This window comes from Burkholderia sp. Tr-20355 (genome assembly GCF_017104685.1).
GTDB classification, from domain to species: Bacteria; Pseudomonadota; Gammaproteobacteria; order Burkholderiales; family Burkholderiaceae; genus Burkholderia; species Burkholderia seminalis.
Window position 1 is genome coordinate 1 of record NZ_JAAGPK010000022.1, and the last position, 25,344, is coordinate 25,344.

Genomic DNA, 25,344 nt, shown 5'->3' on the forward strand with positions numbered 1-25,344 from the left:
TCCGAGCGTGACCAGCACGTTGCGCGCGCCGCCGGCCTGCAGCGCACGCGCGGCGGTTTCCGCCTCCGCCGGGTCGCGCACCGGCAGCGCGGTCAGCGCGGCCGCCTCGACCTCGTTCGGGATCAGGTAATCGACGAGCGGCAGCCAGCCCGCCGGCAGCGGCGCGACGGCCGGCGCCGGATTGAGCACCACCGTGCGGCCGAGCCGCCGCCCGGCCGACAGCGCCGCGAATACGGCGTCCGGCGGCGTTTCGAGCTGGCAGATCAGCACGTCGGCCGACGCCAGCGCGGCCTCGTGCCGTGCAACCGTCGCGGGCGTGACCTCGCCGTTGCCGCCCGCGACGATCACGATCGCGTTCTGGCTCGCGTCGTCGACGACGATCAGCGCGACGCCGGTCGACGCCGACGCGCTCGTCGCGAGCCCGGTGCAGTCGATGCCCTCGGCTTCCAGGCCCGCGCGCAATGCCGCGCCGTGCGCATCCGCGCCGACGCAACCGATCATCGCGACCTGCGCACCGAGCCGCGCGGCGGCGACGGCCTGGTTGCCGCCCTTGCCGCCGGCCGCCTGGGCAAACGCATGCCCGGCGAGCGTTTCGCCCGGCAGCGGCAGCCGCGGCGCCCGCACGACGAGATCCATGTTGAGGCTGCCGACCACCGTGACGCGGCCGGCACCCGCTGCAAGCGCCGTCATGCGCGGCCGCCCGACGCGGGCGGCTCGCGATAGACCGCCGTCGACTCGCGCAGCACGAGGCGCGGCGACACCACGCGACGACGGCTCGGCACGGCCGTCGAGCCACCGCCGATCCTCTCGATCAGCGTCTGCGCGGCCATTTCGCCGAGCGCGCGCACCGACTGGCCGACCGTCGACAGCGCGGGATACGTGTAGCGGGAAAACTCGATGTCGTCGAAACCGATGATCGAGCAGTCGTCGGGCACGCGCAGCCCGCGCTCGGCCGCCGCGCGCAGCGCGCCGACGCCCATCAGGTCGTTGCCCGCGAAAATCGCGCTCGGCCGCACCGATTCGAACAGCCGCGACGCCGCGTGATAGCCGCCGAGGCACGAGAAGTCGCTTTCCGCGATCGCGCCCGGCACGATGTCGACGCCGCGCTCGGCCATCGCGCGGATGAAGCCGTGCACGCGCATCGCGCTGACGGCCGTGTCGGTCGGCCCCGTGATGCAGCCGATCTTCGCGTGCCCGAGTTCGAGCAGGTGGCGCGTCGCGAGGTACGCGCCGCGCTCGTGGTCGATCTGCACGAGGTCGGCCGCAAGCCCCTCGATGTTGCGGTCGACGACGACGAGCGGCGCATGGATATCCGCGAGCGTCTGTGCGAGCACCGCATCCTCGCCGGCCGATGCGACGATCAGCCCGTCGATGCGCTTTTCCTGCAGCACGCGCAGGTAGTTGCGCTGCTTCACGGGATCGTCGTCCGAATTGCAGAAGAACACGCAATAGCCGTTGGCCGCGCACTGATCCTCGATGCCGCGCGCAAGCTCCGCGAAGTACGGATTCGTGCTGTTCGGCACGACGAGGCCGATGGTCGCCGTCGCCCGCGCCTTCAGCGAGCGCGCCACGGCCGACGGCACGTAATTGAGCTCGCGGATTGCGCCCTCGACCTTCGCACGCACATCCGCGGACACCGGCCGCGAATTGTTCACCACGTGCGAGACGGTCGTAAACGACACGCCCGCCATGGCTGCCACATCCTTGATCGTCGCCATTTCCCGTTTCTCTCTGGTCTGTTCTGTCTGTCTTTCTACCGCGCGCGCGCCCGCCGGCTGCGATACGTATCGAGCACGACGGCCACCACGATCACCGCGCCGGTGATGATCCGTTTCGTCGGCTCGTTCGCCCCGATCTGCGCCAGCCCCGCGGCCAGCACGGAGATGATCAACACGCCGAAGAACGTGCTGATCACCGAGCCGCGCCCGCCCATCAGGCTCGTGCCGCCGATCACGACGGCCGCGATGACCTGCAGTTCGAGACCCGCGCCCGCGTTCGGATCGGCCGCCTCGAGCCGCGAAATCTGGAACAGCGACGCAAGCCCCGCGAGCGCCCCCATCAACGCGAATACGAGAATTTTATACGGACGCGGGTTAACCCCGGCAAGTCGGACGGCTTCTTCGTTCGTGCCGATCCCGACGAGGTAGCGCCCGAACACCGTGCGCGTGAGCACGAACTGGGCCGCGATCATCACCGCGACCGCGATCAGGAACGCCGGCGAGATGCCGAGCGCGATCGGGTTCGACAGGAAATCGAACGCGTCGCCGATATACGCCGTCCGCGAATTCGTCAGCTGGTACGCGAGGCCGCGCGCGGCCTCCAGCACGCCGAGCGACACGATGAACGACGGAATCCGCCAGCCGACCGTGACCGCCCCCGTCAGCGCCCCCGTGACGGTCGCGACCGCGATCCCGATCAGCGCGGCCGGCAGCGGCCCCCACTGCCATTTCAGCGCGGCGACGCTGACCATCGACGCGGCGAGCGCGAGCACCGAGCCGACCGACAGGTCGATCCCGGCGATGATCAGCACGAAGGTCATCCCGACCGACATCACGACGAGATCGGGAATCTGGTTCGCGATCGTGCTGAACGTATCGTAGGTCAGGAAATGCGAGCTCAACACCGAAAACAGCGCGATCATCGCGGCGAGCGCACCGGCGAGCCCGAGATAGTTCGACAGGCCGAGGCGCGTGCCGGACAGCGTGCGCGCGCGGCGCCCCGTCACGTCCTGCTGGGCGCCTGCGTCGGTCGGGGATACGGGAGGCTGGGTCATTGCTGGGGTCCTGTCGTCGAATTGCCGGGGGCGGCGCCTGGCGCCTGCCCCGCGTCCGGATGTTGCGCGCCGCCCGGCGGCGTCTCGCGGCCGAAGCCGGCGAATGCCGCGGCCAGCAGCGCATCCTGGGTCCAGTTGCCGCGCTCGAACACGGCGGTCATGCGGCCGGCCGACATCACGCCGATCCGGTCGCAGATCAGCATCAGCTCGCGCAGGTCGCTCGACACGACGACGAGCGACCGGCCTTCGCGCGCGAGCGCGCCCATCAGCGTGTAGATCTCGAATTTGGCGCCGACGTCGATCCCGCGCGTCGGCTCGTCGAACAGCAGCACGCCCATGTCGCGGGCGAGCCAGCGGCCGATCACGACCTTCTGCTGGTTGCCGCCCGACAGCTCGCCGACCGCCTGCGCCGCACCGTGCGTGCGGATCCGCAACGCGTCGATCTGCCGCTCGGCAAGCGCCGTCTCGCGCGTGGCATCGACGACGCCACCGCGTGCGAGCCGGTCGAGCTGGCCGAGCGACACGTTCGCGGTGATCGACTGCGACAGCAGCAGCCCTTCACCCTTGCGATCCTCGGTAATCAGCGCGATGCCCAGCTTCACCGCGTCGACGGGGGAATCGATCTTCGCCGGCTTGGGCGGCTGGCCGACCGCGATCGTCCCCGCATCCGGCGTATCGGCGCCGTAGATCAGCCGCAGCAACTCGGTGCGTCCCGCGCCGATCAAGCCCGAGATGCCGAAGATCTCGCCCGCGCGCACCTCGAGCGACACGTCGCGCACGGCCGTCCCGCGCGTGAGCCCCGACACGACGAGCCGCGGCGCGCCGATACGGCGCTCGCCGAGATCGATTTGCTCGCCGATCTCGCGCCCGACCATCAGCGTGACGAGCCCGTCGGACGTCGTCGCGGCCATGTCGCCCGCGTGCACGAGCCGGCCGTCGCGCAGCACCGCGACGCGCTCGGCGACGCGCGCGAGCTCCTCGAGACGGTGCGAGATATAGACGATCGCGACGCCGCGCGCCTTCAGCCGGTCGATCTGGTCGAACAGCAGCTCGACTTCGCGCGCGGTCAGCATCGCGGTCGGCTCGTCGAGAATCAGCACGCGGCAGTCGCCGATCAGGTTGCGCGCGATCTCGACCATCTGCTGATGGCCGATGCCGAGTGCGCCGACCGGCGTATCGGGATCGACCGCATCGAGCCCGACCTGTGCCATCGCGGCCCGCGCGTCCTCGCGCAGCCGCGCGCGATCGATGATCCCGAAGCGCCGCGGCAGGCGGTTCAGGAACAGGTTTTCGGCGACCGTCAGCGTCGGCAGCAGGTTCAGCTCCTGCATCACCATGCGCACGCCGAGCGCCTCGGCCTGCGTGCGGCTCGCCGGCGCGTAGGCGTGGCCGCCGAGCTGCATCGTGCCGGTGGTCGGATCGACGAGCCCGCCGATGATCTTCGACAGCGTGCTCTTGCCGGCGCCGTTCTCGCCCGTCAGCGCGAGCGCCTGGCCCGCCTCGAGCGTCAGCGTGACATCGGCGAGCACGGGTTCGCCATAGGTCTTGCCGATGCCGGATACGGACAGCACGGGTTGGGCTGAACGGGAGGGTTGGAAGGTCGGTTCCATCGCGATCCTGATTGCGGCCGCGCGCACGCGGCGCGCGGGTATGACGCTCACAAGTGCATGTGCATGCAGTGGCCGTGATCGCGCTCACTCCGGATAACGGCCGCCACGCCGGATTCTTGAGGGCGGCGGCCGGACCGGAGTCGCGTTACTTCGTCACGAGATCCACCGGCGTCTCGACCACGCCGGACATGTCGGCCTGCTTGCGATGCTCGGCGATCGCCTTCAGCGCCGTGTCGATGCCGAATACGGCCTGCTTCGCCGCGTACTGATCGGCGGTCGCGAGCACGCGGCCGTCCTTCAGCATCGGCTTGATCGCGTTGATGTTGTCGTAGCCGACCACGAGCACCTTGCCCTGCTTGCCGGCCGCGCGCACGGCCGACACGGCGCCGATCGCCATGTTGTCGTTGCCGCACAGCAGCGCCTTCAGGTTCGGGTATTCGTTGAGCATCGCGGCAGCCACCGCATTGCCCTTGTCGATTTCCCATTCGCCCGACTGCACGGACACCACCTTCATCCCGCCCGCCTTCATCGCGTCCTGGAAGCCGGCCGTGCGCTGCTGTGCGTTGGTCGTCGTCGACACGCCTTCGACGATGCCGACCTGGTCGCCCGCCTTCAGCCGCTTCGCAAGGTAGTCGCCGATCTTGCGCGCCCCCTTGCGGTTGTCCGGGCCGACGAACGGCACGTTCAGGTTCTTCGACTTCAGCACGTCGGGATCGAGCCGGTTGTCGATGTTCACGACGACGATGCCCGCATCGACGGCTTTCTTCACGACCGGCACGAGTGCCTTCGAGTCGGCCGGCGCGAGCACGATCGCATCGACCTTCGACACGATCATCTGCTCGACGATGCGGATCTGGTTCGCGGTGTCGGTCTCGTCCTTGATGCCGTTGGTGATCAGGTCGAACTGATTCGCGTTGTGCTTCTGGTAATCCTTCGCGCCGGTTTCCATGGTCAGGAAGAACTCGTTGGCGAGCGACTTCATCACGAGCGCGACCTTCGGCTTGGCCGCGGACTGCGCGTGGACGGCCGGGGCGGCGGCGACCGCGACGGCGGCGAGCGCGGCGGTCAGGAAGCGACGGCGAAAGCGGACATTCATACACATCTCCTGGCGACTGGCCCGTCGGGCCGGACTGTTGTTTTAATGTGAGCAAACGTTTGCGCCACACTACCCGGGCAATGGCCATCAATGCTGCTGTCGGTACCACGGAATGGAAGCGAGGCAGACGGCCGACTGCCTGGCGCGTGCTGTCGTTGACGCGCCACCGCCGGCGGGACGCCGGCGGAGTGAAGGCTATGCTGTACCGATTCGCTTCGCCGCGCAACCTGTCTGATCAATATTTAAGGGTTTATTCGGAGTGTGCGATCGGGCTGCACGACGCGCAAATGCGACAGTCGCGGCTTGCCGCGCATCACGCAGGGTCCTGCGGCGCAGGCGTCGCTTCATCGACCGACGGCGGCTCGCCGAAGCGGTTCGCATGCGGCGTACCGGCGATGAAACCGTTCATCACGAACAACGCGATCGCACCGACGATCGGCACGACGAGCAGCAGCGCCCACCACCCCGACTTGTCGATGTCGTGCAGCCGCTTCACGGTAACCGCCAGCCACGACCACGTTGCCACGACGGCGATCGCGCCGGCGACGAGCGCCACTGCCAGCGGCAGATCGTCGTCCGGTGAACCGCGCGAACCGGCATCGAGGAACGCGCCGATCAACCCGGAAACCAGCGAGTAGATCCACCACGGCAGGCGCTCGGTCCGGCCTTTGAAGGAAAAGAGAAACCATGTCGGATTCATTGCTCGCCCCTTCGTCGTGCGGCGTGAACGCCCGCCATCAGACCATGCACGCGCATTGAATCATATCTTCCGAATCATGGCCCGGCCGAGAGGCCGAAACCGGATCGACGCGCTCGCCCGTGCCGTCTCTGGTTGTTCTGTCGGCAGGAGAACGCATGCTGAACGCCGCATCCGGCGAAGGGCCCGGCCGGGAGCGGCGGGCACAGCCGATGGTTCGATGAATCAGGTCATCGCGCCGGCGGCCATTTCGCCGCCGCCGGATGTTCGGTGCCGTGCGCGCACGGCGCGCCATCCGCGGCAACGGCCCGGACGGCGCGCGAGGCGCGCAACCGTCAAACGGCTTCGCGCAACAGCCCCGCGATTTCCGCTTCGTTCAGGTGCGGCGCGAACATCTCGATCAGCCGGTACGCATAGGCGCGCAGGAACGCGCCCTTGCGCAGCCCGACGCGCGTCGTGCTCGCCTCGAACAGGTGCTGCGTATCGAGCGCGACGAGCCCGGTGTCGCGCTGCGGATCGTAGGCCATTGCAGCGACGACGCCGATCCCCATCCCGAGTTCGACGTAGGTCTTGATCACGTCCGCGTCGATCGCGGTCAGCACGACGTCCGGCACGGCGCCCGCCTGCGTGAACGCCTGGTCGATGTGCGAGCGGCCCGTGAAGTCCTGGTCGTACGTGATGATCGGATACTCGGCGATTTCCTCGAGCGTCAGGTTCTCGCGGCCGACGAGCGGATGGCCCTTCGGCACGACGACCGTGTGATGCCACGAATAGCACGGGAACGTCACGATGTCCGGATAGCGGTCGAGCGCCTCGGTCGAGATGCCGAGATCGGCTTCGCCGTTCAGGATCATCTGCGCGATCTGCTGCGGGCTGCCCTGGCGCAACGCCAGATGCACCTTCGGGAACACCTCGGTGAACTGCCGGATCACCTTCGGCAGCGCGTAGCGCGCCTGCGTGTGCGTCGTCGCGACGACGAGGTGGCCGCTGTCCTGGTCGGCGAACTGGCGCGCGACGCGGCGCAGGTTCTCGGCGTCGAGCAGCATCCGCTCGATCAGCTGGTGCACCGCCTTGCCGGGCTCCGTGAGCCCCGTCAGCCGTTTGCCGCGCCGAATGAAGATGTCGACGCCCAGTTCATCCTCGAGATCCTTGATCTGCTTCGACACGCCCGACTGCGACGTATACAGCACGTTCGCGACTTCCGTCAGGTTCATGTTCTGGCGCACCGCTTCGCGCACGAACCGCAATTGCTGAAAATTCATGGGTATGCCTCTTAGGCTGTCGTTGTTTGATTGTCGATTCGGAGCATGTCCCGCCCCCTGCCCTGTATTGTCTCGTCAACGCGCGGGAAAGACACGCACCGCGCGCGGCACGGCCGTCGCACCGTCGCCGACCTGCAGCGACAGCGCACGCCATGCATCGCGATCCAGTTCCGCCTCGAGCGCGCCGCCCGCGCGCGCCTCAAGCTCCACGCGCACCGAACCGCCGAGCGGGATCACGCGGCGCACGTCCACCGCGATGCCGTCCCGGTGCCCTTCGCCCGCCGGCCACAGCTGCAGGTCGTGCGGTCGCACGTAGGCATTCGCGGGGCCCGCGAAATCGGCGTCGACCTCGATCGGCGCGGCCGCGCCCTCGGCCACGAAGCCGCGCCCGGCCACCGTGCCCGGCAGCCGGTTCGCCGCGCCGAGGAACTCGTACACGAACGCGCTTTGCGGATGATCGTAGACGTCCTGCGGGCTGCCGACCTGCTCGACGTGGCCGCGGTTCAGCACGACGATGCGGTCCGCGACTTCCAGCGCCTCCTCCTGGTCGTGCGTGACGAAGATCGTCGAGATGTGCAGGTCGTCGTGCAGCCGGCGCAACCAGCCGCGCAGCTCCTTGCGGACCTTCGCGTCGAGCGCGCCGAACGGCTCGTCGAGCAGCAGCACCTTCGGCTCGACCGCGAGCGCGCGGGCGAGCGCGATACGCTGGCGCTGGCCGCCCGACAGTTCGGACGGATAGCGCTGCGCGAGCCAGTCGAGCTGCACCAGTTTCAGCAACTCGTGCACCTTCTCGCGGATCACGGCTTCCGACGGCCGCTCGCGGCGCGGCTTCACGCGCAGCCCGAACGCGACGTTCTCGAATACGGTCATGTGGCGGAACAGCGCGTAGTGCTGGAACACGAAGCCGACCTGGCGGTCGCGCGCGCCGACCGACGCGACGTCGAGCCCCTGCAGCACGACCTGGCCGGCGTCCGCGTGCTCGAGGCCCGCGATCACGCGCAGCAGCGTGGTCTTGCCGCAGCCGGACGGCCCGAGCAGCGCGACCAGCTCGCCCGGCGGAAAGTCGAGCGAGACGTTGTCGAGCGCCGTGAAATCGCCGAAGCGCTTCTGAAGGTTACGGACGGTGATACCCATTCTGGTTGCCTCTTTACGATTTCGACGAAACGGCGGCGGGGCCGGCATGTGCGGGCGCGGTGTCGCTGGCGCCGGCCAGTTCGGCGGCGAGATGACGCTCGGCGATCAGCTTCAGCGCGAGCGTGACGAGCGCGAGCAGCGCGAGCACCGACGCCACCGCGAACGCCGCCGCGAAGTTGTATTCGTTGTACAGGATCTCGACGTGCAGCGGCATCGTGTCGGTCTGGCCGCGGATATGGCCCGACACGACCGACACCGCACCGAACTCGCCCATCGCGCGCGCATTGCACAGGATCACGCCGTACAGCAGGCCCCACTTCACGTTCGGCAGCGTCACGCGGCGGAAGATCTGCCAGCCCGACGCGCCGAGCACACGCGCGGCCTCCTCCTCGTCGGTGCCTTGCGCCTGCATCAGCGGGATCAGCTCGCGCGCGACGAACGGGAACGTGACGAAGATCGTCGCGAGCACGATGCCCGGCACCGCGAAGATGATCTGCACGTCGTGGTTCTGCAGCCACGGCCCGAGCCAGCCCTGCGCGCCGAACAGCAGCACGTACACGAGGCCCGAGATCACCGGCGACACCGAGAACGGCAGGTCGATCAGCGTCGTCAGCAGCGCCTTGCCGCGGAATTCGAACTTCGCGATCGCCCACGACGCGCACACGCCGAACACGAGGTTCAGCGGCACGGCGATCACGGCGACGGTCAGCGTCAGCTTGATCGCCGACCACGCGTCGGGATCGGCCAGCGATTCGAGATAGAAGCCGACGCCCTTGCGCAGCGCCTCGACGAACACCGCGGCGAGCGGCACGACGAGGAAGAACGCGAGGAACGCCAGCGCGATGCCCGTGAGCAGCCAGCGCACGACGCGCGACTCGCTGACGGGATCGAGCCGTTTCGTGGCGCGCACGGCCGGCGACGGGGTTTTCAGCACGACGGTGGCCTCCTGGCTCATTGCTGGCCTCCTGCCGCGACGGCGGCGACGGTGGCGGGCGCGGGGCCGCTTGCGCCCTTGCTCGTCCGCCGCTGCAGATACCACTGCAGCGTGTTGATCAGCAGCAGCATCAGGAACGACACGACCAGCATCACGACCGCCAGCGCGGTCGCGCCCGCGTAGTCGTACTGCTCGAGCTTCGTGATGATCAGCAGCGACGTGATCTCGGATTTCATCGGCACGTTGCCGGCGATGAAGATCACCGAGCCGTATTCGCCGAGCGCACGCGCGAACGCGAGCGCGAAGCCGGTGAGGAGCGCCGGCAGCACGGCCGGCAGCACGACGCGGCGGAACGTGAGCCAGCGCGACGCGCCGAGGCATGCGGCCGCTTCCTCCTGCTCGCGCTCGAAATCCTCGAGCACCGGCTGCACGGTGCGCACGACGAACGGCAGCCCGATGAAGGTCAGCGCGACCAGCACGCCGGCCGGCGTGAACGCGATCTTGATGCCGAGCGGCGCGAGATACTGGCCGACCCAGCCGTTGGTCGCGTAGACGGCCGCGAGCGAGATGCCGGCGACCGACGTCGGCAGCGCGAACGGCAGGTCGACGATCGCATCGACGAGGCGCTTGAACGGGAACGTGTAGCGCACGAGCACCCACGCGACGAGGAAACCGAACACGGCGTTGATCAGCGCGCCGCCGAGCGCGGCCGAGAACGTCAGCCGGTACGACGCGAGCACGCGCGGCGACGTGACGGCGGTGACGAACTGGTCCCACGACAGCGTCGCGGTCTTCAGGAACGTGGCGGCGAGCGGGATCAGCACCACGAGGCTCAAATAGGCCACCGTGATGCCGAGTGTCACGCCGAAACCGGGCAGCGCGCTCGGCTTGCGAAAGGTGTACGTCGTCATCGGATGCTCTTGCTGGGTCGATGCTGCTCACGGGTCCGACGCAAACGCCGGCGCAGTGAATCGCGCCGGCGGGCCGTCGGGGAGGCGGCGCGCTGCGTGGCGCGCCGCTGTCGTTATGGCGTTACTGCGGCTTGTAGATCGAGTCGAACACGCCGCCGTCCGCGAAATGCGTCTTCTGCGCATTCGTCCAGCCGCCGAACGTGTCGTCGACCGTGTACAGCTTCAGCTTCGGGAACTGCTTCGTCAGTTCCGCCGGCACGTTCTTCGAACGCGGCCGGTAGTAGTTGCGCGCCGCGATCTCCTGGCCCTGCGGGCTGTACAGGAAGTTCAGGTACGCTTCGGCCAGCTTGCGCGTGCCCTTCTTGTCGACCACCTTGTCGACCACCGCGACGGGCGGCTCGGCCAGGATGCTCACCGACGGCACGACGATCTCGAACTTGTCGGTGCCGAATTCCTTCACCGACAGGAATGCCTCGTTTTCCCACGCGATCAGCACGTCGCCGATGCCGCGCTGCACGAAACTCGTCGTCGCGCCCCGCGCGCCCGAATCGAGCACGCCGGCGTTCTTGTAGAGCTTCGTGACGAATTCCTTGGCCGTCTGCTCGTTGCCGCCCGGCTTGTGCACCGCGTACGCCCATGCCGCCAGGTAGTTCCAGCGTGCGCCGCCCGACGTCTTCGGGTTCGGCGTGACGATCGAGATGCCCGGCTTGGTCAGGTCGTCCCAGTCCTTGATCCCCTTCGGATTGCCCTTGCGCACCAGGAACACGATCGTCGACGTGTACGGCGACGCGTTGTCGGGCAGGCGCTTCTGCCAGTCCTTGTTCACGAGCCCCTTGTTCGCGAGCGCGTCGATGTCGTACGCGAGCGCCAGCGTGACGACGTCGGCCTGCAGGCCGTCGAGCACCGAGCGCGCCTGCGCGCCCGACCCGCCGTGCGACTGCTTGAAGTTGACGGTCTCGCCCGTCTTCGCCTTCCACTCCTTGCCGAACGCCTGGTTGAAGTCCTGATACAGCTCGCGCGTCGGGTCGTACGACACGTTCAGGAACGTCGTATCGGCCTGGGCATGCGTCGCGACGCCCAGCGCCGCCGCCGCGCCCAGCGCGAGTGTTGCGATCAGGCGGCCCACTCCGCCCACCAGCCCCGTATTGCGCTTCGCCATCCTTGGTTCTCCAGTGTTGTCGGTATTGCGATGTCGGGCCAGTCTAGCGAACGGGTTACATGATTAAAAATAATCGTTCCTCATTTTTTAATACTCAAAAGTGCTAACGCAGACGGGACGGACGGTTGCGGCAGATAAACCGCCGTCAGGGCGTCGCAAAATCACGCCGGAACCGGCGCGATCGCGTCGAACCTCACGTAACACTTGAAATTCGCGAAGTACTGTATAAAAATACAGCTCACTGTCTATCCATACAGTTGAGCCATGACCAAACTCACCGCCCGTCAGCAGCAAGTGTTCGACTTGATCCGTCGCGCGATCGAGCGCTCCGGATTCCCGCCCACCCGTGCCGAGATCGCGGCCGAGCTGGGCTTCAGTTCGCCGAATGCGGCCGAGGAGCACCTGCGCGCGCTGGCGCGCAAGGGCGTGATCGAGCTGGCCGCCGGCGCGTCGCGCGGCATCCGCCTGCTCGGCATCGACGACGCCCCGCATCAGTTCACGCTGCCGCACGCCGGCCTGATGCAGCTGTCGCTGCCGCTCGTCGGCCGCGTCGCGGCCGGTAGCCCGATCCTCGCGCAGGAGCACATCTCGCAGCACTACGCGTGCGATCCCGCGCTGTTCACGAGCAAGCCCGACTACCTGCTGAAGGTGCGCGGCCTGTCGATGCGCGACGCCGGCATTCTCGACGGCGACCTCCTCGCCGTGCAGAAGCGCACGGAGGCAAAGGACGGCCAGATCATCGTCGCGCGTCTCGGCGACGACGTCACGGTCAAGCGCCTGATGCGCCGGCCTGGCGGTCTCGAGCTGATCGCGGAGAACCCGGATTACGAAAACATCTTCGTCAAGGCCGGCAGCGCGGAGTTCGCGCTGGAAGGCATCGCCGTCGGACTGATCCGATCAGGCGAACTCTGACATTCCGTCTCGCTGAGGAGAACATCATGGAACGCCTTGCCCGTCTGCTGCCTTTCCGTCAATTCGGCCGCCTGCGTCATCTGCGCGGCCGCACGCCCTGCGCACCGCTGTCCGCGGCCGCGCCCGTGCAAGAAGAAGTCGCAGTCGAACGGCAGGCGTCCCTGCTGCCGTCGGCGCTCCCCGCGTTCGCGCGGGTATCGCTGAACGCCGGCCTGAATCATGCGGAACCGGCGCGCCGCGCGCCGGTGCGCGTCTATCACGGCCGTTCGCGGCTGATCATGGTCGGCACGATCGACGCCGTATGCCGGATGATCGACCGCTGCATCGCGGAGGAACGATCGGCTACGCCGGGTGGTCTCTGATTGCGGAACATCTCCGCACCGGAGGCAACGTGACTGGATCGTCGGGCCGCGCATGGCGGCTCAAGCCCCTGCTGATCGTCGTGCTGGCCGTCGCCGTCGTGGCGGCGGTCGGCTACGCGTACGCGTCGCCGTACGTCGCGCTCGGTCGCCTGAAATCGGCGATCGACGCGCGCGACGCGCAGGCCATCAGCGAATACGTCGATTTTCCGTCGCTGCGCATCAGCCTAAAGCAGCAGGTGACTGAAGAGTTGATGCGCCGGATCGACGCGGTGAAGAAGAACAATCCGTTCGCGGTGATCGGCGCGCTGATCGGGTCCGCACTGATCGGCCCGCTGGTCGATGCGTACGCGACGCCGGAGGGCGTGGCCGCGCTGATGAGCGGATTGCCGCCGCGCGGCAATCCGGGCGAGCGTCCGCCCGAATGGTCGAATCAGCCGCAAGTCGATGCGTCAGCCAACACGCCCGCCCGTCCGGCGCCGGCGAGCGCCGCCGGCCCCGTCAGCAACGCGGCCGCAACGGCTGCGTCATCACCCGCATCCACGTCTGCCGCGCCGGCCAGCGCGGGCGATGCAACGCATCCGCCGCATCAGCAGCAAACCAGCGCGGGATACCGGAATATCGATGAATTCGTCGTCACGTACCAGCGCAGCGCCGACAGCACGCGCTATGCGGCGATATTCCACCGCTCCGGCCTGTTCTCGTGGAAATTGTCCGCGATCGACCTGCACGCGTAGCAGGCTGCGCGGTACCCGCACCGCTGATGCAGCGGCGCCCGACCGGCTCGCAGCGCCGGTCGGGCCGTCATCGCATCATTCGATCATTTGCCGTTCGCGATGGCCGCTTCACGCTCGCGCGCGATTTCTTCCTTCTGCTCCTGCGCGGACGAACACGCCACCAGGATGCTGCAGTTCACGCGATCGAGCAGTTGCGTATTGCCCGACCCCATCCACCATCTCGACAGCCCGCTGCGGCACCGGTGGCCGACGACGACGAGATCGACCTTCAGTTCCGTCGCGAGATTCGCGATTTCGTCGATCGGATAACCGAATGCGAAATGGCCTTCGGCCTGCACGCCGCGCTCACGCAGCCAGTTCACGCCTTCCTGCAGGATTTCCCGCGCGGTTTCCTCGAACCGGCCGCACGCGACATCCGTCAGCAGACCTGCGCTTTGCGCAATGCTCGAACGCATGTCGACAACCGACAGCAAGTGCGTCTCCGCCTTCAGGTCCATTGCGAGATTGGCACCGCAGCGCAGTGCCTTGCGCCCTTCGAGCGTGCCGTCGTAACACAGCAAAATCTTGTTGTAACTGGCCATGAAACCTCCCTATCGCGACAACGAGCCTACGCATTCATCATGGTGCGCCGCAATTCAGGATGCAAGGGATGGAAAACGCTGATTCGCCCCGCTCGGCGCGTGCGCGATGATGCAGTGCACGATCGGTGCCCGCATGCATCGCACCGTGCAGGCATGCCCTGAAGAGACGCAGCCGATGCACTAGAATGGCCCGTTCGTACTCCAGCGGGCCATCGCCACGCCGGCGTCGCGCGCTTCGGTCATGCCCGTGTGACACGCATTCGCGCGATCCGTTCGCTTGCCGGCCACGCATCGGATAGCCACGCGCGCCCGCTTACAACGACAACATGCCCATGTCCGTCGCACCGATCGATTTCCGCAACGTCGAAAAACGCTATGGCGACAAGCTCGTCGTCAACGGCCTGTCCTTCAACGTGCAGGCCGGCGAATGCTACGGCCTGCTCGGCCCGAACGGCGCCGGCAAGACCACCACGCTGAAGATGCTGCTCGGCCTCGCGCATCCCGATGCCGGCACCATTTCCCTGTGCGGCGAACCGGTTCCGTCGCGTGCGCGGCATGCACGCCAGCGCGTCGGTGTCGTCCCGCAGTTCGACAATCTCGACCCCGACTTCACCGTCCGCGAGAATCTGCTCGTGTTCAGCCGCTATTTCGGGATATCGGCGCAAGCCGCGCGCGCACTCGTACCGCCACTGCTCGAATTCGCGAAGCTCGAGAGCAAGGCCGAGGCGAAGGTCGGTGAACTGTCGGGCGGCATGCGGCGTCGCCTCACGCTCGCCCGCGCGCTCGTCAACGATCCCGACGTGCTGGTGCTCGACGAACCGACGACGGGCCTCGATCCGCAAGCGCGGCACCTGATGTGGGAGCGCTTGCGCTCGCTGCTCGCGCGCGGCAAGACGATCCTGATCACGACGCACTTCATGGAAGAAGCCGAACGCCTGTGCGACCGGCTATGCGTGATCGAGGAAGGCCGCAAGATCGCCGAGGGCGCGCCGCACGCGCTGATCGAATCGGAGATCGGCTGCGACGTGATCGAGATCTACGGGCCGGATCCGGCCGCGCTGCGCGACGAGTTGTCGGCATTCGCGAAGCGCACCGAGATCAGCGGCGAGACGCTGTTCTGCTATGTGAGCGACGCGGAGCCGCTCAGCGCGAGACTCAAGGGTCGCACGGGGTTGCGCTATCTGCACCGCCCGGCCAATCTGGAAGATGTATTCCTGCGGCTCACGGGCCGCGAAATGCAGGACTGATCGATCATGGACGTGCGCAACTATTCCGCCGCCACACCGTCCGCGCCTTCGCGCGAATCACGCTTCGCGATCGCGATGCCCGCGAACGCCACCAACTGGATTGCCGTCTGGCGTCGCAACTATCTCGTCTGGCGCAAGCTCGCGCTCGCATCGATGTTCGGCAATCTTGCCGATCCGATGATCTATCTGTTCGGGCTGGGTTTCGGGCTCGGCCTGATGCTCGGCCACGTCGACGGGGTGTCGTATATCGCGTTCCTCGCGGCCGGCACGGTCGGGTCGAGCGTGATGATGTCCGCGAGCTTCGAGTCGATGTATTCGGGTTTCTCGCGGATGCACGTGCAGCGTACCTGGGAAGCGATCATGCATACGCCGCTCGCGCTCGGCGACATCGTGCTCGGCGAGATCGTCTGGGGGGCCAGCAAGGCGATGCTGTCGGGGGTCGCGATCATGCTGGTCGCGGGTGCGCTCGGCTATGCGCGATTTCCGTCGATGCTCGCGGCGCTGCCCGTGATCGCGCTCGCGGGCCTCGCGTTTGCCAGCGTCGCGATGATCGTGACGGCGCTTGCGCCGTCCTACGATTTCTTCATGTTTTATCAGACGCTCGTGCTGACGCCGATGCTGCTGCTGTCGGGCGTGTTCTTCCCGATCACGCAGTTGCCGCCGGTCGCGCAGCACGCCGCCCAGGCGCTGCCGCTCGCGAACGCGGTCGAACTGATCCGGCCCGCGATGCTCGGCCGCCCGGCAACCGACATCGCGTTGCACGTCGCGGTGCTCGCCGGCTACGCGGTCGGCGGATTCGTGCTGTCCGCGTGGCTGTTCCGGCGGCGGATGATGCGCTGACGGCCGGCGCACCAGGCGCCGGTCTGATGCGACGACGTTACTCGTCGTCGTCGCTCCACGGGATCTCGACGTCGGTCAGGAACGCGACGGTCGCGAGCGGGCCGCCTTCCTGGCGACCGAGCTTGCCGTCCGCGCGATGCCATTCGACGCGGAACTGCGTACCCGGATCGTCGGCCACCAGATAGACCGAGCGCAGCTCTTCCTTGTCGGCCTCCTCCACCGGGCCGTCGAACGACACCAGCATCTTCTGCGGCCACACGCCGTTGACGGGATCGTAAATGCGGTCGCCCTGCGGAATGTCGATGCTGGCCTCGACGCCGATCGTTGCGGAGGCCTCGATGATCATCGTGCCGAGTGCGTTCAACACGGCAGTCGCCCGCGCGGAATTGGCCTGGCGGATCGCGAGATCGCCGCGCGTCAGCGCCTTTTCGAGTCGAGGATGAATCTTCGGTTGGGTCATGCGTTTTCCTGTTTGCTTCTTGTAAAGGGCACCGCGCGCGTGAAGCGGCGGCGCCGGATGAATATGAATACGGCTATCGCACCGGGCTTGCGCGCGTCAGAACCCGAGCGCGAGCGCGAGCAAGCCGCTCACGATCCCGAATACGACAACGAGCGTCGCGACGATCGCCAGCATGTACGGCTTGAACGAGCGCGCGAGCATCGCGAGCGACGGCACGCTGATCGGCGGCAGCGTCATCAGCAGCGCGGCGGCCGGGCCGACACCCATGCCGAGCGACAGCATCGCCTGGATGATCGGCACCTCGCCGGCCGTCGGGATCACGAACAGCATGCCCGCGACCGCGAATGCGACGATCCAGCCGAGATGATTGCCGATGTCCGGGCCGATATGCGGGAACAGCCATGCGCGCGCGGCGCCAAGCAGCAGCACGAGCACGATGTATTCGGGCACGAGTCGCACGGCCATGCGCGCGAGCAGCTTCACCCAGCGGACGAACGGATTGCCGGCCGCGGCCTGCTCGGCCGCCAGCGCGGCGAGCTGCGCATCGTCGATGCTGCGGTCTTCAGGCCGCGCGATGCGGTTCAGCAGATAGCCGATCCCGAACACCATCGCGATACCGAGCACGAGGCGCAGCGCGCTCCAGTGCCAGCCGAGCACGAAACCCATGAACACCAGCGCGGCCGGGTTGAGCACCGTGTTGCCGAGCCAGAACGCGACCGCGCCGCCCGGCGACGCATGGCGTGCGCGCAGCCCCGCGACGACCGGCGCCGCGCAGCACGTGCACATCATCCCGGGCAGCGACAGCAGGCCGCCCGCGGCAACGCTGCCGAATCCGGTCCGGCCCAGCACGCGCGCGACCCAGTGCGCGGGCAGCAGCGCCTGCACGGCCGAGCCGAGCAGCAGGCCGAGCACCATCGCCTGCCAGATCGCCTTGCCGTACGCCCAGGCGTAGTCGAGCGCGGCCTTCAACGACGGCTCGGGGGCGCTCGCCGACGTGCCCATCAGGATCGACTGGCCGATCGAATGGTGCTCGGCGGCGACGAACGCCTTGTTGTAGTACGGAAACCATTTCACATAGAACAGTCCCGCGACCGCGATCAACAGGAAGGTCATCCAGCCGAGCGCCGGATTGGGTTGGGTGCGTGTGGTCGTCATCGTGTAGTCGTCGATTGGTCTTTGTCGGTTTTGGATTGCGTGCCCGCGGCAAGCGCGGCCGATGCGGGCAACCCGGCTCGCGCGAGTTCGGCCAGCAGCGTGCGCGCCTGATCGCGCACGTCGGCGGCGTTGGGCCGGAACGTGAACGTCAGCGCCCGGTTCGGCTTGTTGTAGACCGCGCGGTAGGTTCGTGCGTAGGCGGGATCGTAATGCCTGTCGATCAGTTCGGTGAACAGTTCGGCGCGCGCGTTCGCATCGATCAACGCCTTCCAGTGCGTCACCTGTTCACGGCTATGCAGGCCGATCAGCCGATGAAGTTGCGCCTTGAACGCGTCCGGTTCGTCGAACAGGTGCGCGTAATCGTCGAGAAGGAACGCGATCCGTTCGTCGTGCGCCGCCTCGACATGTACCCACGGGCCGGCATGAAACGCTTCGATCAGCGCGATCGGCAACTGCACGAGCCCGATCCTGCGGCTTTCCGATTCGACGAACACCGGCCATTCGGGGTCGAAACGTGCAAGCGTTTCGACGAGCCCCGAATCGAACCCCTTCTGCGCGGGCTGCGGCTTGCCCGGCAGCGCGCCGAGCAGCGAGCCGCGATGGCACGCGAGCGCCTCGAGATCGAGCGTCTGTGCGCCTACGTCGCGCAATGCGTTCAGCAGGCGCGTCTTGCCGCAGCCGGTATGGCCGACGAGCGCGATGTAGCGAAAGCGCGTCGGCAGCGAATCGAGCGTCGCGCACACCGACTGGCGGTACGACTTGTACCCGCCGTCGAGCTGGCGCGCCTTCCAGCCGATCAGGTTGAACCAGGTCGTCATCGAACCCGAGCGCTTGCCGCCGCGCCAGCAGTAGATCAGCGGCCGCCAGTTGCGCGGCCGGTCGGCGAACGTCGTGTCGAGATGGCGCGCGATGTTGCGCGCGACCATCGCCGCCCCGACGCGCGTCGCCTCGTACGGCGATACCTGGCGGTACATCGTGCCGACGAGCACGCGCTCCTCGTTGCTGAGCACGGGCGCGTTCAGCGCGCCGGGGATATGATCCTCGGCGAACTCGAGCGGCGTGCGCACGTCGATGATCTCGTCGAACTCGCCGGCGCGATCGAGGGTGACAATCAGGTTCTTCAATTTGGCGTCGAACAGGGGCGATGCGGCTCGAAGAGCCGCATGGGCACGGAAGGCGGATTGACGATTATCTCACGGCCGGCGTCTCGGGCCGCGCTCGGCCGTCGGCGGCGTCGATGCAACCCGCATCGCGTCGATCAGGTGGTCGCGGAACGCACGTACCGACGCGGGCAGATCGCGCCCCGCCATCGTCTGCACCTGGATGCTGCGCTCGCGCAGCTGCGGGTTCGTCACGGGCACGACGACGAAACCGTCCGCATCGAAACGGTCGCGTACCGACAGCAGCCCCGTGAACATCACCGCCCCCGTGCGCCGCGCGTAGCCGTACATCGCAGCCGTGTTGTTGCTCGTCAGTTCGGGCTCGAGCAGCAGCCCGTCGAGCGCACACGCAATGTCGATCAGCTGGCGCACCGTCGTGCCGGCCTCGGGCAGCACATGCGCGTGCCGCGCGACATCGGCGAGCGACACCGCGTCGCGCGTCGCGAGCGGATGATCGTGCCGCACCAGCGCGAAGACCGGCGCGCGCTCGGTATGCTCGACGCGCACCCCCTTCTCCGGCGCAAGACTGAACGTCAGCGCGATGTCCGCATCGCCGTCGCGCACGCGCCGCGTCGCTTCCGCCGGCGACACGACCCACATGGTGAAATCGACGCCCGGGTGGCGCGCCTTGAAGCTTGCGAGCGCGCCGGGCAGAAAATCGATCGCGAACCCTTCGGAACACGCGATCTTCAGCAGGCTGCCGTGCAGCGCGTCGAGGCCGCCGATGTCCTTCATCACGTGCTCGGCTTCCAGCAGGCTGCGCTGCGCGAACGCCAGCAGCCGCTCGCCGGCCTCCGACAGCGCCATCCCGCGCGGCCGCCGCTCGAAGAGCGGCGCGCCGAGCTCGCTCTCGAGCTTCGCGATCTGCCGGCTGATCGCCGACACGGCCACGTGCAGCCGCGCGGACGCGTCGCTGATCGAGCCGGTGCGCGCCACTTCGACGAAATACCGCAACGCCAGGCCATGCAGGAAAGCCGCCATCGTTCTGTCTCCGCGCCGCATCCGGCCGCGCCGCTTTGCCTTTTCGGCAAAGAAAGGTTCGAAATTCGATCATTGTGACAAAAAAAACGGCTTCCTAGAATCGATCGCACTTCACGTTGCATGCGCGGTCCGCGCGTGTAGCGCCCCCGTCAGAGGAGATACGACTTGAGCCGTACCGCCGCCATCCAGCACGCGCTGAACCAGTTCGAATCCGGCGCGTTCTTCACGACCCTGAGCCGCCGCGTCGGCCTGCGCACCGAAAGCCAGGACAGCGGCAACGACGCCGCGCTGCGCGCGTACCTGACCGACGAGATCGCACCCGAGGCCGCCCGCCTCGGCTTCACCTCGCGGATCGTCGACAACCCCGTCGCTGGCGGCGGCCCGTTCCTGCTCGCGTCGCGCCATGAAGACGATGCACTGCCGACCGTGCTGATCTACGGCCACGGCGACGTCGTGCGCGGCTACGACGCGCAGTGGCGCGCGCCGCTGTCGCCGTGGACGCTGACGGCCGACGGCGACCGCTGGTATGGCCGCGGCAGCGCCGACAACAAGGGCCAGCACACCATCAACCTCGCCGCGCTCGCAAGCGTGCTCGACGCACGCGGCGGCCGGCTCGGCTTCAACGCGAAACTGCTGATCGAAATGGGCGAGGAAACGGGGTCGCCGGGGCTCGACGCGCTGTGCCGCCAGGCGCGCGACGCGCTCGCGGCCGACGTGCTGATCGCGTCCGACGGCCCGCGCATCGCCGCCGCGCGCCCGACCGTGTTCCTCGGCTCGCGCGGCTCGGTCAACTTCAAGCTGAGCCTGCGCGCCCGCGACGGCGCACACCATTCCGGCAACTGGGGCGGGTTGTTGCGCAATCCGGCGATCGTGCTCGCGCATGCGCTTGCGAGCCTCGTCGACGCACGCGGCGCGATTCGCGTCGAGGGACTGCGCCCGCCGCCGATCCCGGCCGCCGTGCGCGACGCGCTCGCCGACCTTTCCGTCGGCGGCGGCCCGGGCGACCCGGCCCTCGATGCCGACTGGGGCGAGCCCGGCCTCACCGCGGCCGAGCGCGTGTTCGGCTGGAACACGTTCGAGATCCTCGCATTCAAGGCCGGCAATCCCGAGCATCCCGTCAACGCGATCCCGCCCGTCGCGTACGCGCACTGCCAGTTGCGTTTCGTCGTCGGCACCGACTGGGAAGCGCTGCATGCGCACCTGCGCGCGCACCTCGACGCGCACGGGTTCACCGACATCGAAATCGACGTCGAACGCGGCGCGCCGGCCACGCGTGTGCCGCCGGACGATCCGTGGGTCCGCTGGGCCGTCGCGTCGCTGGCGCGCACCACCGGCAAGAAGCCCGCGATCCTGCCGAATCTCGGCGGCACGCTGCCGAACGAGGTGTTCGCCGACACGCTCGGGCTGCCGACGCTATGGGTGCCGCACTCGTACCCGGCGTGCTCGCAACACGCGCCCGACGAGCACCTGCTCGCGAGCGTCGTCAGCGAGGGGCTGCAGATGATGGCCGGCCTCTTCTGGGATCTCGGCGACGACGCGCCGCCCGTTCGCCGCGCGGCATCCGCCGCGGCCGGCGCCGCCCTGTAACGCGCTTTGCCCCTTTCTCGGGACCTGCCCATACGATGAACACGACCACCCTGACCTCGCAGGACGCCGCCCGCCCCAGCGCGGCGAAGATCCGGCGCATCATCTTCGCGGCGTCGATCGGGAACGCGCTCGAATGGTTCGACCTGATCGTCTACGGCTTCTTCGCGGTGACGATCGCCAAGCTGTTCTTCCCCGCGACGAGCGAAGCGACGTCGCTGATGCTGACGCTCGGCACGTTCGGGCTGTCCTACCTGATCCGGCCGATCGGCGGTTTCGTGCTCGGTGCCTATGCGGACCGCGCGGGCCGCAAGGCATCGCTGCTGCTGTCGATCGCGATGATGATGGCCGGCACGTTGCTGATCGCGCTGATGCCGACCTACGCGTCGATCGGCATTCTCGCGCCGCTCGGGATCATGCTGTCGCGGTTGATGCAGGGCTTTTCCGCCGGCGGCGAATTCGCGAGCTCGACCGCGTTCCTCGTCGAACACGCGCCGCAGCGGCGCGGCTTCATGTCGAGCTGGCAGTTCGCGAGCCAGGGCCTCGCGACGCTGCTCGCGTCGGGCTTCGGCGCATTGCTGACGGCCACGCTGACACCCGCGCAGCTCGAAAGCTGGGGCTGGCGCGTGCCATTCCTGTTCGGGCTCGCGATCGGCCCGGTCGGGCTGTATATCCGCCGTTATGTCGACGAAGGCGTCGAGTTCAAGACGCAGGCGCGCTCCGAAGCGCCGGTGCGCGAGCTGTTCGCGGAGCAGAAGGTGCGGGTGCTGCTGTCGATCGGCGCGCTCGTGATCTCGACCGCGATCAACTACATGATCCTGTACATGCCGACTTACGCGATCAAGCAGCTCGGGCTGCCTGCGTCGACCGGATTCGCGGCAACGCTCGCGACCGGCTTCGTGCTGACGCTCGTCACGCCGGTCATCGGCCATCTGTCAGACAGCACCGGGCGCATCCGCATGATGGCGGCCGCGGCATTGCTGATGCTCGGCACCGTGTGGCCGACGTTCGCGTGGCTGACACATCACGCGTCGTTCGCGACGATGCTCGCCGCACTGGTCTGGATCGGCGTGCTGAAGGCGATGTACTGCGGCGCGCTGCCGGCGCTGATGGCCGAACTGTTCCCGTCGCAGACGCGCGCAACGGGGCTCGCGGTCAGCTACAACACGGGCGTCACGTTGTTCGGCGGCTTTGCGCCGTTCATGATCACCTGGCTGATCAGCGCGACCGGCAACCGGCTGTCGCCCGCGCTCTATCTGATGGGCTGCGCGGTGCTGAGCCTCGCCGCGCTGTTCGTCGCGCGCACGCGGCTCAAGATGCGATAACCCGGGCAGGGGCAGCGCATCGCTGCGCCGCCGGTGCGGCCCGTCGCGGCATCGCTGCCGCCCGGGCCGCGCGCCGTTTACGGCGCCGGGTTCGGCTGCCGTTCGTGCAGCGCGTCGATCTCGGCAAGGATCTCGTCGGACAGTTTCACGTCGATGCTGCCGATGTTCTCCTTCAACTGCTCGAGCGACGTCGCGCCGACCAGGTTGCTGCGCACGAACGGCCGGCTGTTGACGAACGCGAGCGCGAGCTGCGCGGGCGACAGCCCGTGGCGCTGCGCGAGCGCGACGTAACGCGACGTCGCCTCGACGGCCTGCGGCTTGCTGTAGCGCTGGAAGCGCTCGAACAGCGTGATGCGCGCACCGGCCGGACGCGCGCCGTTCTCGTACTTGCCGGACAGCCAGCCGAACGCGAGCGGCGAGTACGCGAGCAGGCCCACGCCGTCGCGATGCGTGAATTCCGACAGCCCGTTCTCGAACGTGCGGTTCAGCAGGCTGTACGGATTCTGGATGCTCGCGATACGCGGCAGCCCGAGTTTCTCGGCCGCGCGCAGGAACTGCGCGACGCCCCACGGCGTTTCGTTCGACACGCCGATCGCGCGCACCTTGCCGGCCTTCACGAATTCCGCGAGCACACCGAGCGTTTCCTCGATCGGGACCGTGTAGGCGTCGTCGACCCACGGATACGCGGGACGGCCGAACGTCGTCGTGCTGCGATCGGGCCAGTGCAGTTGATAGAGGTCGACATAGTCGGTCTGCAGCCGCTTGAGACTGCCGTCGAGCGCTTCGGTCAGGTTCTTGCGATCGAACTGGTTGCCCTCGCCGCGGATATGGCGCGGGTTGTGCGGCTGCCGCGCGGGGCCCGCGATCTTCGTCGCGAGCACGACGCGCTCGCGCTGCGCACGATGCTGAGCGAGCCAGGTGCCGATGTACTGCTCGGTGCGGCCTTGCGTGTCGGGCTTCGGCGGCACCGGATACATCTCCGCGGCATCGATCAGCGTCACGCCCTGCGCGATCGCGTAGTCGATCTGCTCGTGCGCGTCGCGCTCCGAGTTCTGTTCGCCCCACGTCATCGTGCCGAGCCCGATCAGGCTGACCTCGATGCCCGAATCGCCGAGTGTGCGGTATTCCATGCTGTTCCTGTCGCGTCGGTGGAAAGCAGAAACGCTATCACATTGAAGCGACCGCTTCAGATGTGCGCCGCGCATGCTTACAAGCCGCCTTCGACGCCGCCCGGCGCGTCCCCCGCGGGCCCGGACGGCAGCGTTGCGGCCCGCCGTTACTGCGGCCGCTGGATAAAGCAGGTCGCCGACGCATGCGCGACGATCTTGTCGTCCGGCGTCTTCAGCGTCCCCTCGGCGACGCCCAGCGAACGCGACAGGTGAATCACGCGCCCTTCCGCGACCAGATCGACGTCGCGCGGCACCGGCCGCAGCATCTTCACGTGCAGGTCGACCGTGCCGTAGCCGACGCCCGCGTCGAGCATCGAATGCACCGCGCACCCCGTGACCGAATCGAGCACCGTCGCGGCGAACCCGCCATGCACGCCGCCGAGCGGATTCAGGTGACGGCCGTCCGCCCGCGCGGAAAACTTCACGTAACCGAGTTCGACGTCGAGCGGGCGCATCGGAATCGTCTCGGAAATCGACGCGAGCGGCGCATCGCCCGAGACGGCTGCGCGCAGCAGATCGAGACCTGACAGGGAAAGCGGATTCATCGGGTTGTCTCCGGGTTGAAAGCGCGTCGCCGCGCGAGTAAGTTCTAAATTGGAACTCATTATTGACAACGATGCCGGCCGTTGTCAACGCAGCCGCGCCTGTGACAACCGAAGGCGGGTTCTATAATCGAACCCGCTATTTCGCTGAACCGCAGCAAGACGCAAGAGACTCGACGATGAAATGGGATGACATCGGCACGCTGAACTGTTCGGTCGCGCGCGCGCTCGCCGTGCTCGGCGACCGCTGGACCATGCTGATCCTGCGCAACGCGTTCCTCGGCTGCCGCCGCTTCGATGCGTTCCAGACCCAGCTTGGCCTCACGCGCCACGTGCTGGCCGAACGGCTCGCGCGGCTCGTCGACGAAGGCGTGCTGGTCAAGCGTGCGTATCAGGAGCGGCCGCCGCGCTTCGAATACCGGTTGACGGACAAGGGCCGCGACCTCTACCCGGCGCTGCTGGCGCTGACGGCATGGGGCGATCGCTGGAAGGACGACGGCCAGGGGCCGCCGGTGCAATTGCGCCACCGTACCTGCGGCCAGCTGATGCATGCGGTCACCGTATGCTCGGCCTGCGGCGAACCACTCGATGCGCGCGACGTGCAACCCGAGCCCGGCCCCGGGTGGATCGCTGCGCGCGAAACCGGCGCGCCGACGGTCAAGGATTGACGCGCGACGCAACTTCACTGCATAGGCTCTGCACGAATGAACATCGCG

At 67.8% G+C, this 25,344-nt stretch carries 26 protein-coding genes; 8 read left to right on the top strand and 18 right to left on the bottom strand.

Translation table 11 applies throughout. The annotated features are described in order from the left end of the window. The 11 genes from G3N62_RS08290 to G3N62_RS08340 form a co-directional block, all read right to left on the bottom strand. Nucleotides 1-690, bottom strand: a 690-nt coding sequence (locus G3N62_RS08290) for a PfkB family carbohydrate kinase (RefSeq protein WP_206141224.1), incomplete at its 3' end; no start/stop codon positions are given. Further along, nucleotides 687-1,718, bottom strand: coding sequence for a LacI family DNA-binding transcriptional regulator (locus G3N62_RS08295; RefSeq protein WP_034186950.1), 1,032 nt, complete (start codon nucleotides 1,716-1,718; stop codon nucleotides 687-689). The genes G3N62_RS08295 and G3N62_RS08290, both read right to left, overlap by 4 nt. A gap of 35 nt (nucleotides 1,719-1,753) precedes the next feature. Next, nucleotides 1,754-2,773 (bottom strand): ABC transporter permease, encoded by a 1,020-nt coding sequence (locus tag G3N62_RS08300; RefSeq protein ID WP_059557765.1) that lies wholly within the window; start codon nucleotides 2,771-2,773, stop codon nucleotides 1,754-1,756. After that, nucleotides 2,770-4,383 (bottom strand): sugar ABC transporter ATP-binding protein, encoded by a 1,614-nt coding sequence (locus tag G3N62_RS08305; RefSeq protein WP_124669101.1) that lies wholly within the window; start codon nucleotides 4,381-4,383, stop codon nucleotides 2,770-2,772. The genes G3N62_RS08300 and G3N62_RS08305 overlap by 4 nt, the downstream gene beginning before the upstream one ends. A gap of 145 nt (nucleotides 4,384-4,528) precedes the next feature. Beyond that, a complete protein-coding gene (locus tag G3N62_RS08310; RefSeq protein ID WP_034186953.1) occupies nucleotides 4,529-5,479 on the bottom strand; it encodes a sugar ABC transporter substrate-binding protein in 951 nt (316 codons plus the stop codon). Between the two features lie 313 nt (nucleotides 5,480-5,792). After that, on the bottom strand, nucleotides 5,793-6,179 hold the full coding sequence (locus tag G3N62_RS08315) for a DUF805 domain-containing protein (protein ID WP_124669102.1): 387 nt from the start codon (nucleotides 6,177-6,179) through the stop codon (nucleotides 5,793-5,795). Nucleotides 6,180-6,511: 332 nt separating this feature from the next. Then, nucleotides 6,512-7,438, bottom strand: coding sequence for a CysB family HTH-type transcriptional regulator (locus G3N62_RS08320; protein ID WP_034186954.1), 927 nt, complete (start codon nucleotides 7,436-7,438; stop codon nucleotides 6,512-6,514). Between the two features lie 75 nt (nucleotides 7,439-7,513). Next, complete coding sequence (locus G3N62_RS08325; RefSeq protein ID WP_034186955.1) at nucleotides 7,514-8,572, bottom strand: sulfate ABC transporter ATP-binding protein; 1,059 nt, start codon at nucleotides 8,570-8,572, stop codon at nucleotides 7,514-7,516. Between the two features lie 13 nt (nucleotides 8,573-8,585). Then, complete coding sequence (gene cysW, locus G3N62_RS08330) at nucleotides 8,586-9,527, bottom strand: sulfate ABC transporter permease subunit CysW (RefSeq protein WP_034186956.1); 942 nt, start codon at nucleotides 9,525-9,527, stop codon at nucleotides 8,586-8,588. After that, nucleotides 9,524-10,417 carry a sulfate ABC transporter permease subunit CysT gene (gene cysT / locus G3N62_RS08335; RefSeq protein WP_034186957.1) on the bottom strand — a complete coding sequence of 298 codons (894 nt, stop codon included), beginning with the start codon at nucleotides 10,415-10,417 and terminating at the stop codon, nucleotides 9,524-9,526. Before cysT ends, cysW begins: the two co-directional genes overlap by 4 nt. Before the next feature lie 121 nt (nucleotides 10,418-10,538). Beyond that, entirely contained in the window at nucleotides 10,539-11,576 is a 1,038-nt protein-coding gene (locus G3N62_RS08340; protein ID WP_034186958.1) for a sulfate ABC transporter substrate-binding protein, read from the bottom strand. A gap of 264 nt (nucleotides 11,577-11,840) precedes the next feature. Between G3N62_RS08340 and lexA the strand changes: the two genes are divergently transcribed. The 3 genes from lexA to G3N62_RS08355 are packed head-to-tail and all read left to right on the top strand — an operon-like array spanning nucleotide 11,841 to nucleotide 13,584. After that, nucleotides 11,841-12,488 carry a transcriptional repressor LexA gene (lexA, locus tag G3N62_RS08345; protein ID WP_006754655.1) on the top strand — a complete coding sequence of 216 codons (648 nt, stop codon included), beginning with the start codon at nucleotides 11,841-11,843 and terminating at the stop codon, nucleotides 12,486-12,488. 26 nt (nucleotides 12,489-12,514) lie between these two features. Further along, entirely contained in the window at nucleotides 12,515-12,850 is a 336-nt protein-coding gene (locus tag G3N62_RS08350) for a hypothetical protein (RefSeq protein ID WP_006476078.1), read from the top strand. A 29-nt stretch (nucleotides 12,851-12,879) separates the two neighbouring features. Continuing rightward, nucleotides 12,880-13,584 carry a DUF2939 domain-containing protein gene (locus G3N62_RS08355; protein ID WP_124669103.1) on the top strand — a complete coding sequence of 235 codons (705 nt, stop codon included), beginning with the start codon at nucleotides 12,880-12,882 and terminating at the stop codon, nucleotides 13,582-13,584. A gap of 83 nt (nucleotides 13,585-13,667) precedes the next feature. Here G3N62_RS08355 and G3N62_RS08360 read toward each other — a convergent pair whose 3' ends face one another. Further along, entirely contained in the window at nucleotides 13,668-14,165 is a 498-nt protein-coding gene (locus G3N62_RS08360; RefSeq protein ID WP_034186961.1) for a universal stress protein, read from the bottom strand. 332 nt (nucleotides 14,166-14,497) lie between these two features. Between G3N62_RS08360 and nodI the strand changes: the two genes are divergently transcribed. Both nodI and G3N62_RS08370 read left to right on the top strand, forming a co-directional pair. After that, nucleotides 14,498-15,412 carry a nodulation factor ABC transporter ATP-binding protein NodI gene (gene nodI, locus G3N62_RS08365; protein WP_034186962.1) on the top strand — a complete coding sequence of 305 codons (915 nt, stop codon included), beginning with the start codon at nucleotides 14,498-14,500 and terminating at the stop codon, nucleotides 15,410-15,412. Between the two features lie 6 nt (nucleotides 15,413-15,418). Next, the gene (locus G3N62_RS08370; protein ID WP_034186963.1) at nucleotides 15,419-16,252 is read left to right on the top strand and encodes an ABC transporter permease; all 834 of its coding nucleotides are present in this window, start codon (nucleotides 15,419-15,421) and stop codon (nucleotides 16,250-16,252) included. Between the two features lie 37 nt (nucleotides 16,253-16,289). Here G3N62_RS08370 and G3N62_RS08375 read toward each other — a convergent pair whose 3' ends face one another. The 4 genes from G3N62_RS08375 to G3N62_RS08390 form a co-directional block, all read right to left on the bottom strand. Further along, nucleotides 16,290-16,712 carry a hypothetical protein gene (locus G3N62_RS08375; RefSeq protein WP_034186964.1) on the bottom strand — a complete coding sequence of 141 codons (423 nt, stop codon included), beginning with the start codon at nucleotides 16,710-16,712 and terminating at the stop codon, nucleotides 16,290-16,292. 96 nt (nucleotides 16,713-16,808) lie between these two features. Further along, complete coding sequence (locus tag G3N62_RS08380) at nucleotides 16,809-17,867, bottom strand: permease (protein WP_034186965.1); 1,059 nt, start codon at nucleotides 17,865-17,867, stop codon at nucleotides 16,809-16,811. Continuing rightward, entirely contained in the window at nucleotides 17,864-18,991 is a 1,128-nt protein-coding gene (gene mnmH / locus G3N62_RS08385) for a tRNA 2-selenouridine(34) synthase MnmH (RefSeq protein WP_034186966.1), read from the bottom strand. Before mnmH ends, G3N62_RS08380 begins: the two co-directional genes overlap by 4 nt. A gap of 69 nt (nucleotides 18,992-19,060) precedes the next feature. Beyond that, a complete protein-coding gene (locus tag G3N62_RS08390; RefSeq protein ID WP_069705171.1) occupies nucleotides 19,061-20,008 on the bottom strand; it encodes a LysR substrate-binding domain-containing protein in 948 nt (315 codons plus the stop codon). A 165-nt stretch (nucleotides 20,009-20,173) separates the two neighbouring features. On the opposite strand from G3N62_RS08390, the gene G3N62_RS08395 reads away from it, so the two are divergent. Continuing rightward, on the top strand, nucleotides 20,174-21,595 hold the full coding sequence (locus G3N62_RS08395; RefSeq protein ID WP_034186967.1) for a M20 family metallopeptidase: 1,422 nt from the start codon (nucleotides 20,174-20,176) through the stop codon (nucleotides 21,593-21,595). Nucleotides 21,596-21,630: 35 nt separating this feature from the next. Next, nucleotides 21,631-22,917 (top strand): MFS transporter, encoded by a 1,287-nt coding sequence (locus tag G3N62_RS08400; protein WP_124607969.1) that lies wholly within the window; start codon nucleotides 21,631-21,633, stop codon nucleotides 22,915-22,917. A gap of 77 nt (nucleotides 22,918-22,994) precedes the next feature. Here the strand turns inward: G3N62_RS08400 and G3N62_RS08405 are convergent, their stop codons facing one another. Next, nucleotides 22,995-24,047 (bottom strand): NADP(H)-dependent aldo-keto reductase, encoded by a 1,053-nt coding sequence (locus G3N62_RS08405; protein WP_124607970.1) that lies wholly within the window; start codon nucleotides 24,045-24,047, stop codon nucleotides 22,995-22,997. A gap of 146 nt (nucleotides 24,048-24,193) precedes the next feature. Continuing rightward, nucleotides 24,194-24,631, bottom strand: a complete 438-nt coding sequence (locus G3N62_RS08410) for a PaaI family thioesterase (RefSeq protein WP_034186970.1) — start codon at nucleotides 24,629-24,631, stop codon at nucleotides 24,194-24,196. A 176-nt stretch (nucleotides 24,632-24,807) separates the two neighbouring features. Between G3N62_RS08410 and G3N62_RS08415 the strand changes: the two genes are divergently transcribed. Then, on the top strand, nucleotides 24,808-25,296 hold the full coding sequence (locus G3N62_RS08415; RefSeq protein WP_124607993.1) for a helix-turn-helix domain-containing protein: 489 nt from the start codon (nucleotides 24,808-24,810) through the stop codon (nucleotides 25,294-25,296). Nucleotides 25,297-25,344: the final 48 nt, after the last annotated feature.

Coding starts and splice junctions, on each gene's coding strand:
- G3N62_RS08295 (WP_034186950.1), bottom strand. CDS start 1,718: ATGGCGACGATCAAGGATGTGGCAGCCATGGCGGGCGTGTCGTTTACG.
- G3N62_RS08300 (WP_059557765.1), bottom strand. CDS start 2,773: ATGACCCAGCCTCCCGTATCCCCGACCGACGCAGGCGCCCAGCAGGAC.
- G3N62_RS08305 (WP_124669101.1), bottom strand. CDS start 4,383: ATGGAACCGACCTTCCAACCCTCCCGTTCAGCCCAACCCGTGCTGTCC.
- G3N62_RS08310 (WP_034186953.1), bottom strand. CDS start 5,479: ATGAATGTCCGCTTTCGCCGTCGCTTCCTGACCGCCGCGCTCGCCGCC.
- G3N62_RS08315 (WP_124669102.1), bottom strand. CDS start 6,179: ATGAATCCGACATGGTTTCTCTTTTCCTTCAAAGGCCGGACCGAGCGC.
- G3N62_RS08320 (WP_034186954.1), bottom strand. CDS start 7,438: ATGAATTTTCAGCAATTGCGGTTCGTGCGCGAAGCGGTGCGCCAGAAC.
- G3N62_RS08325 (WP_034186955.1), bottom strand. CDS start 8,572: ATGGGTATCACCGTCCGTAACCTTCAGAAGCGCTTCGGCGATTTCACG.
- cysW (WP_034186956.1), bottom strand. CDS start 9,527: ATGAGCCAGGAGGCCACCGTCGTGCTGAAAACCCCGTCGCCGGCCGTG.
- cysT (WP_034186957.1), bottom strand. CDS start 10,417: ATGACGACGTACACCTTTCGCAAGCCGAGCGCGCTGCCCGGTTTCGGC.
- G3N62_RS08340 (WP_034186958.1), bottom strand. CDS start 11,576: ATGGCGAAGCGCAATACGGGGCTGGTGGGCGGAGTGGGCCGCCTGATC.
- lexA (WP_006754655.1), top strand. CDS start 11,841: ATGACCAAACTCACCGCCCGTCAGCAGCAAGTGTTCGACTTGATCCGT.
- G3N62_RS08350 (WP_006476078.1), top strand. CDS start 12,515: ATGGAACGCCTTGCCCGTCTGCTGCCTTTCCGTCAATTCGGCCGCCTG.
- G3N62_RS08360 (WP_034186961.1), bottom strand. CDS start 14,165: ATGGCCAGTTACAACAAGATTTTGCTGTGTTACGACGGCACGCTCGAA.
- nodI (WP_034186962.1), top strand. CDS start 14,498: ATGTCCGTCGCACCGATCGATTTCCGCAACGTCGAAAAACGCTATGGC.
- G3N62_RS08370 (WP_034186963.1), top strand. CDS start 15,419: ATGGACGTGCGCAACTATTCCGCCGCCACACCGTCCGCGCCTTCGCGC.
- G3N62_RS08375 (WP_034186964.1), bottom strand. CDS start 16,712: ATGACCCAACCGAAGATTCATCCTCGACTCGAAAAGGCGCTGACGCGC.
- G3N62_RS08380 (WP_034186965.1), bottom strand. CDS start 17,867: ATGACGACCACACGCACCCAACCCAATCCGGCGCTCGGCTGGATGACC.
- G3N62_RS08390 (WP_069705171.1), bottom strand. CDS start 20,008: ATGGCGGCTTTCCTGCATGGCCTGGCGTTGCGGTATTTCGTCGAAGTG.
- G3N62_RS08400 (WP_124607969.1), top strand. CDS start 21,631: ATGAACACGACCACCCTGACCTCGCAGGACGCCGCCCGCCCCAGCGCG.
- G3N62_RS08405 (WP_124607970.1), bottom strand. CDS start 24,047: ATGGAATACCGCACACTCGGCGATTCGGGCATCGAGGTCAGCCTGATC.
- G3N62_RS08410 (WP_034186970.1), bottom strand. CDS start 24,631: ATGAATCCGCTTTCCCTGTCAGGTCTCGATCTGCTGCGCGCAGCCGTC.
- G3N62_RS08415 (WP_124607993.1), top strand. CDS start 24,808: ATGAAATGGGATGACATCGGCACGCTGAACTGTTCGGTCGCGCGCGCG.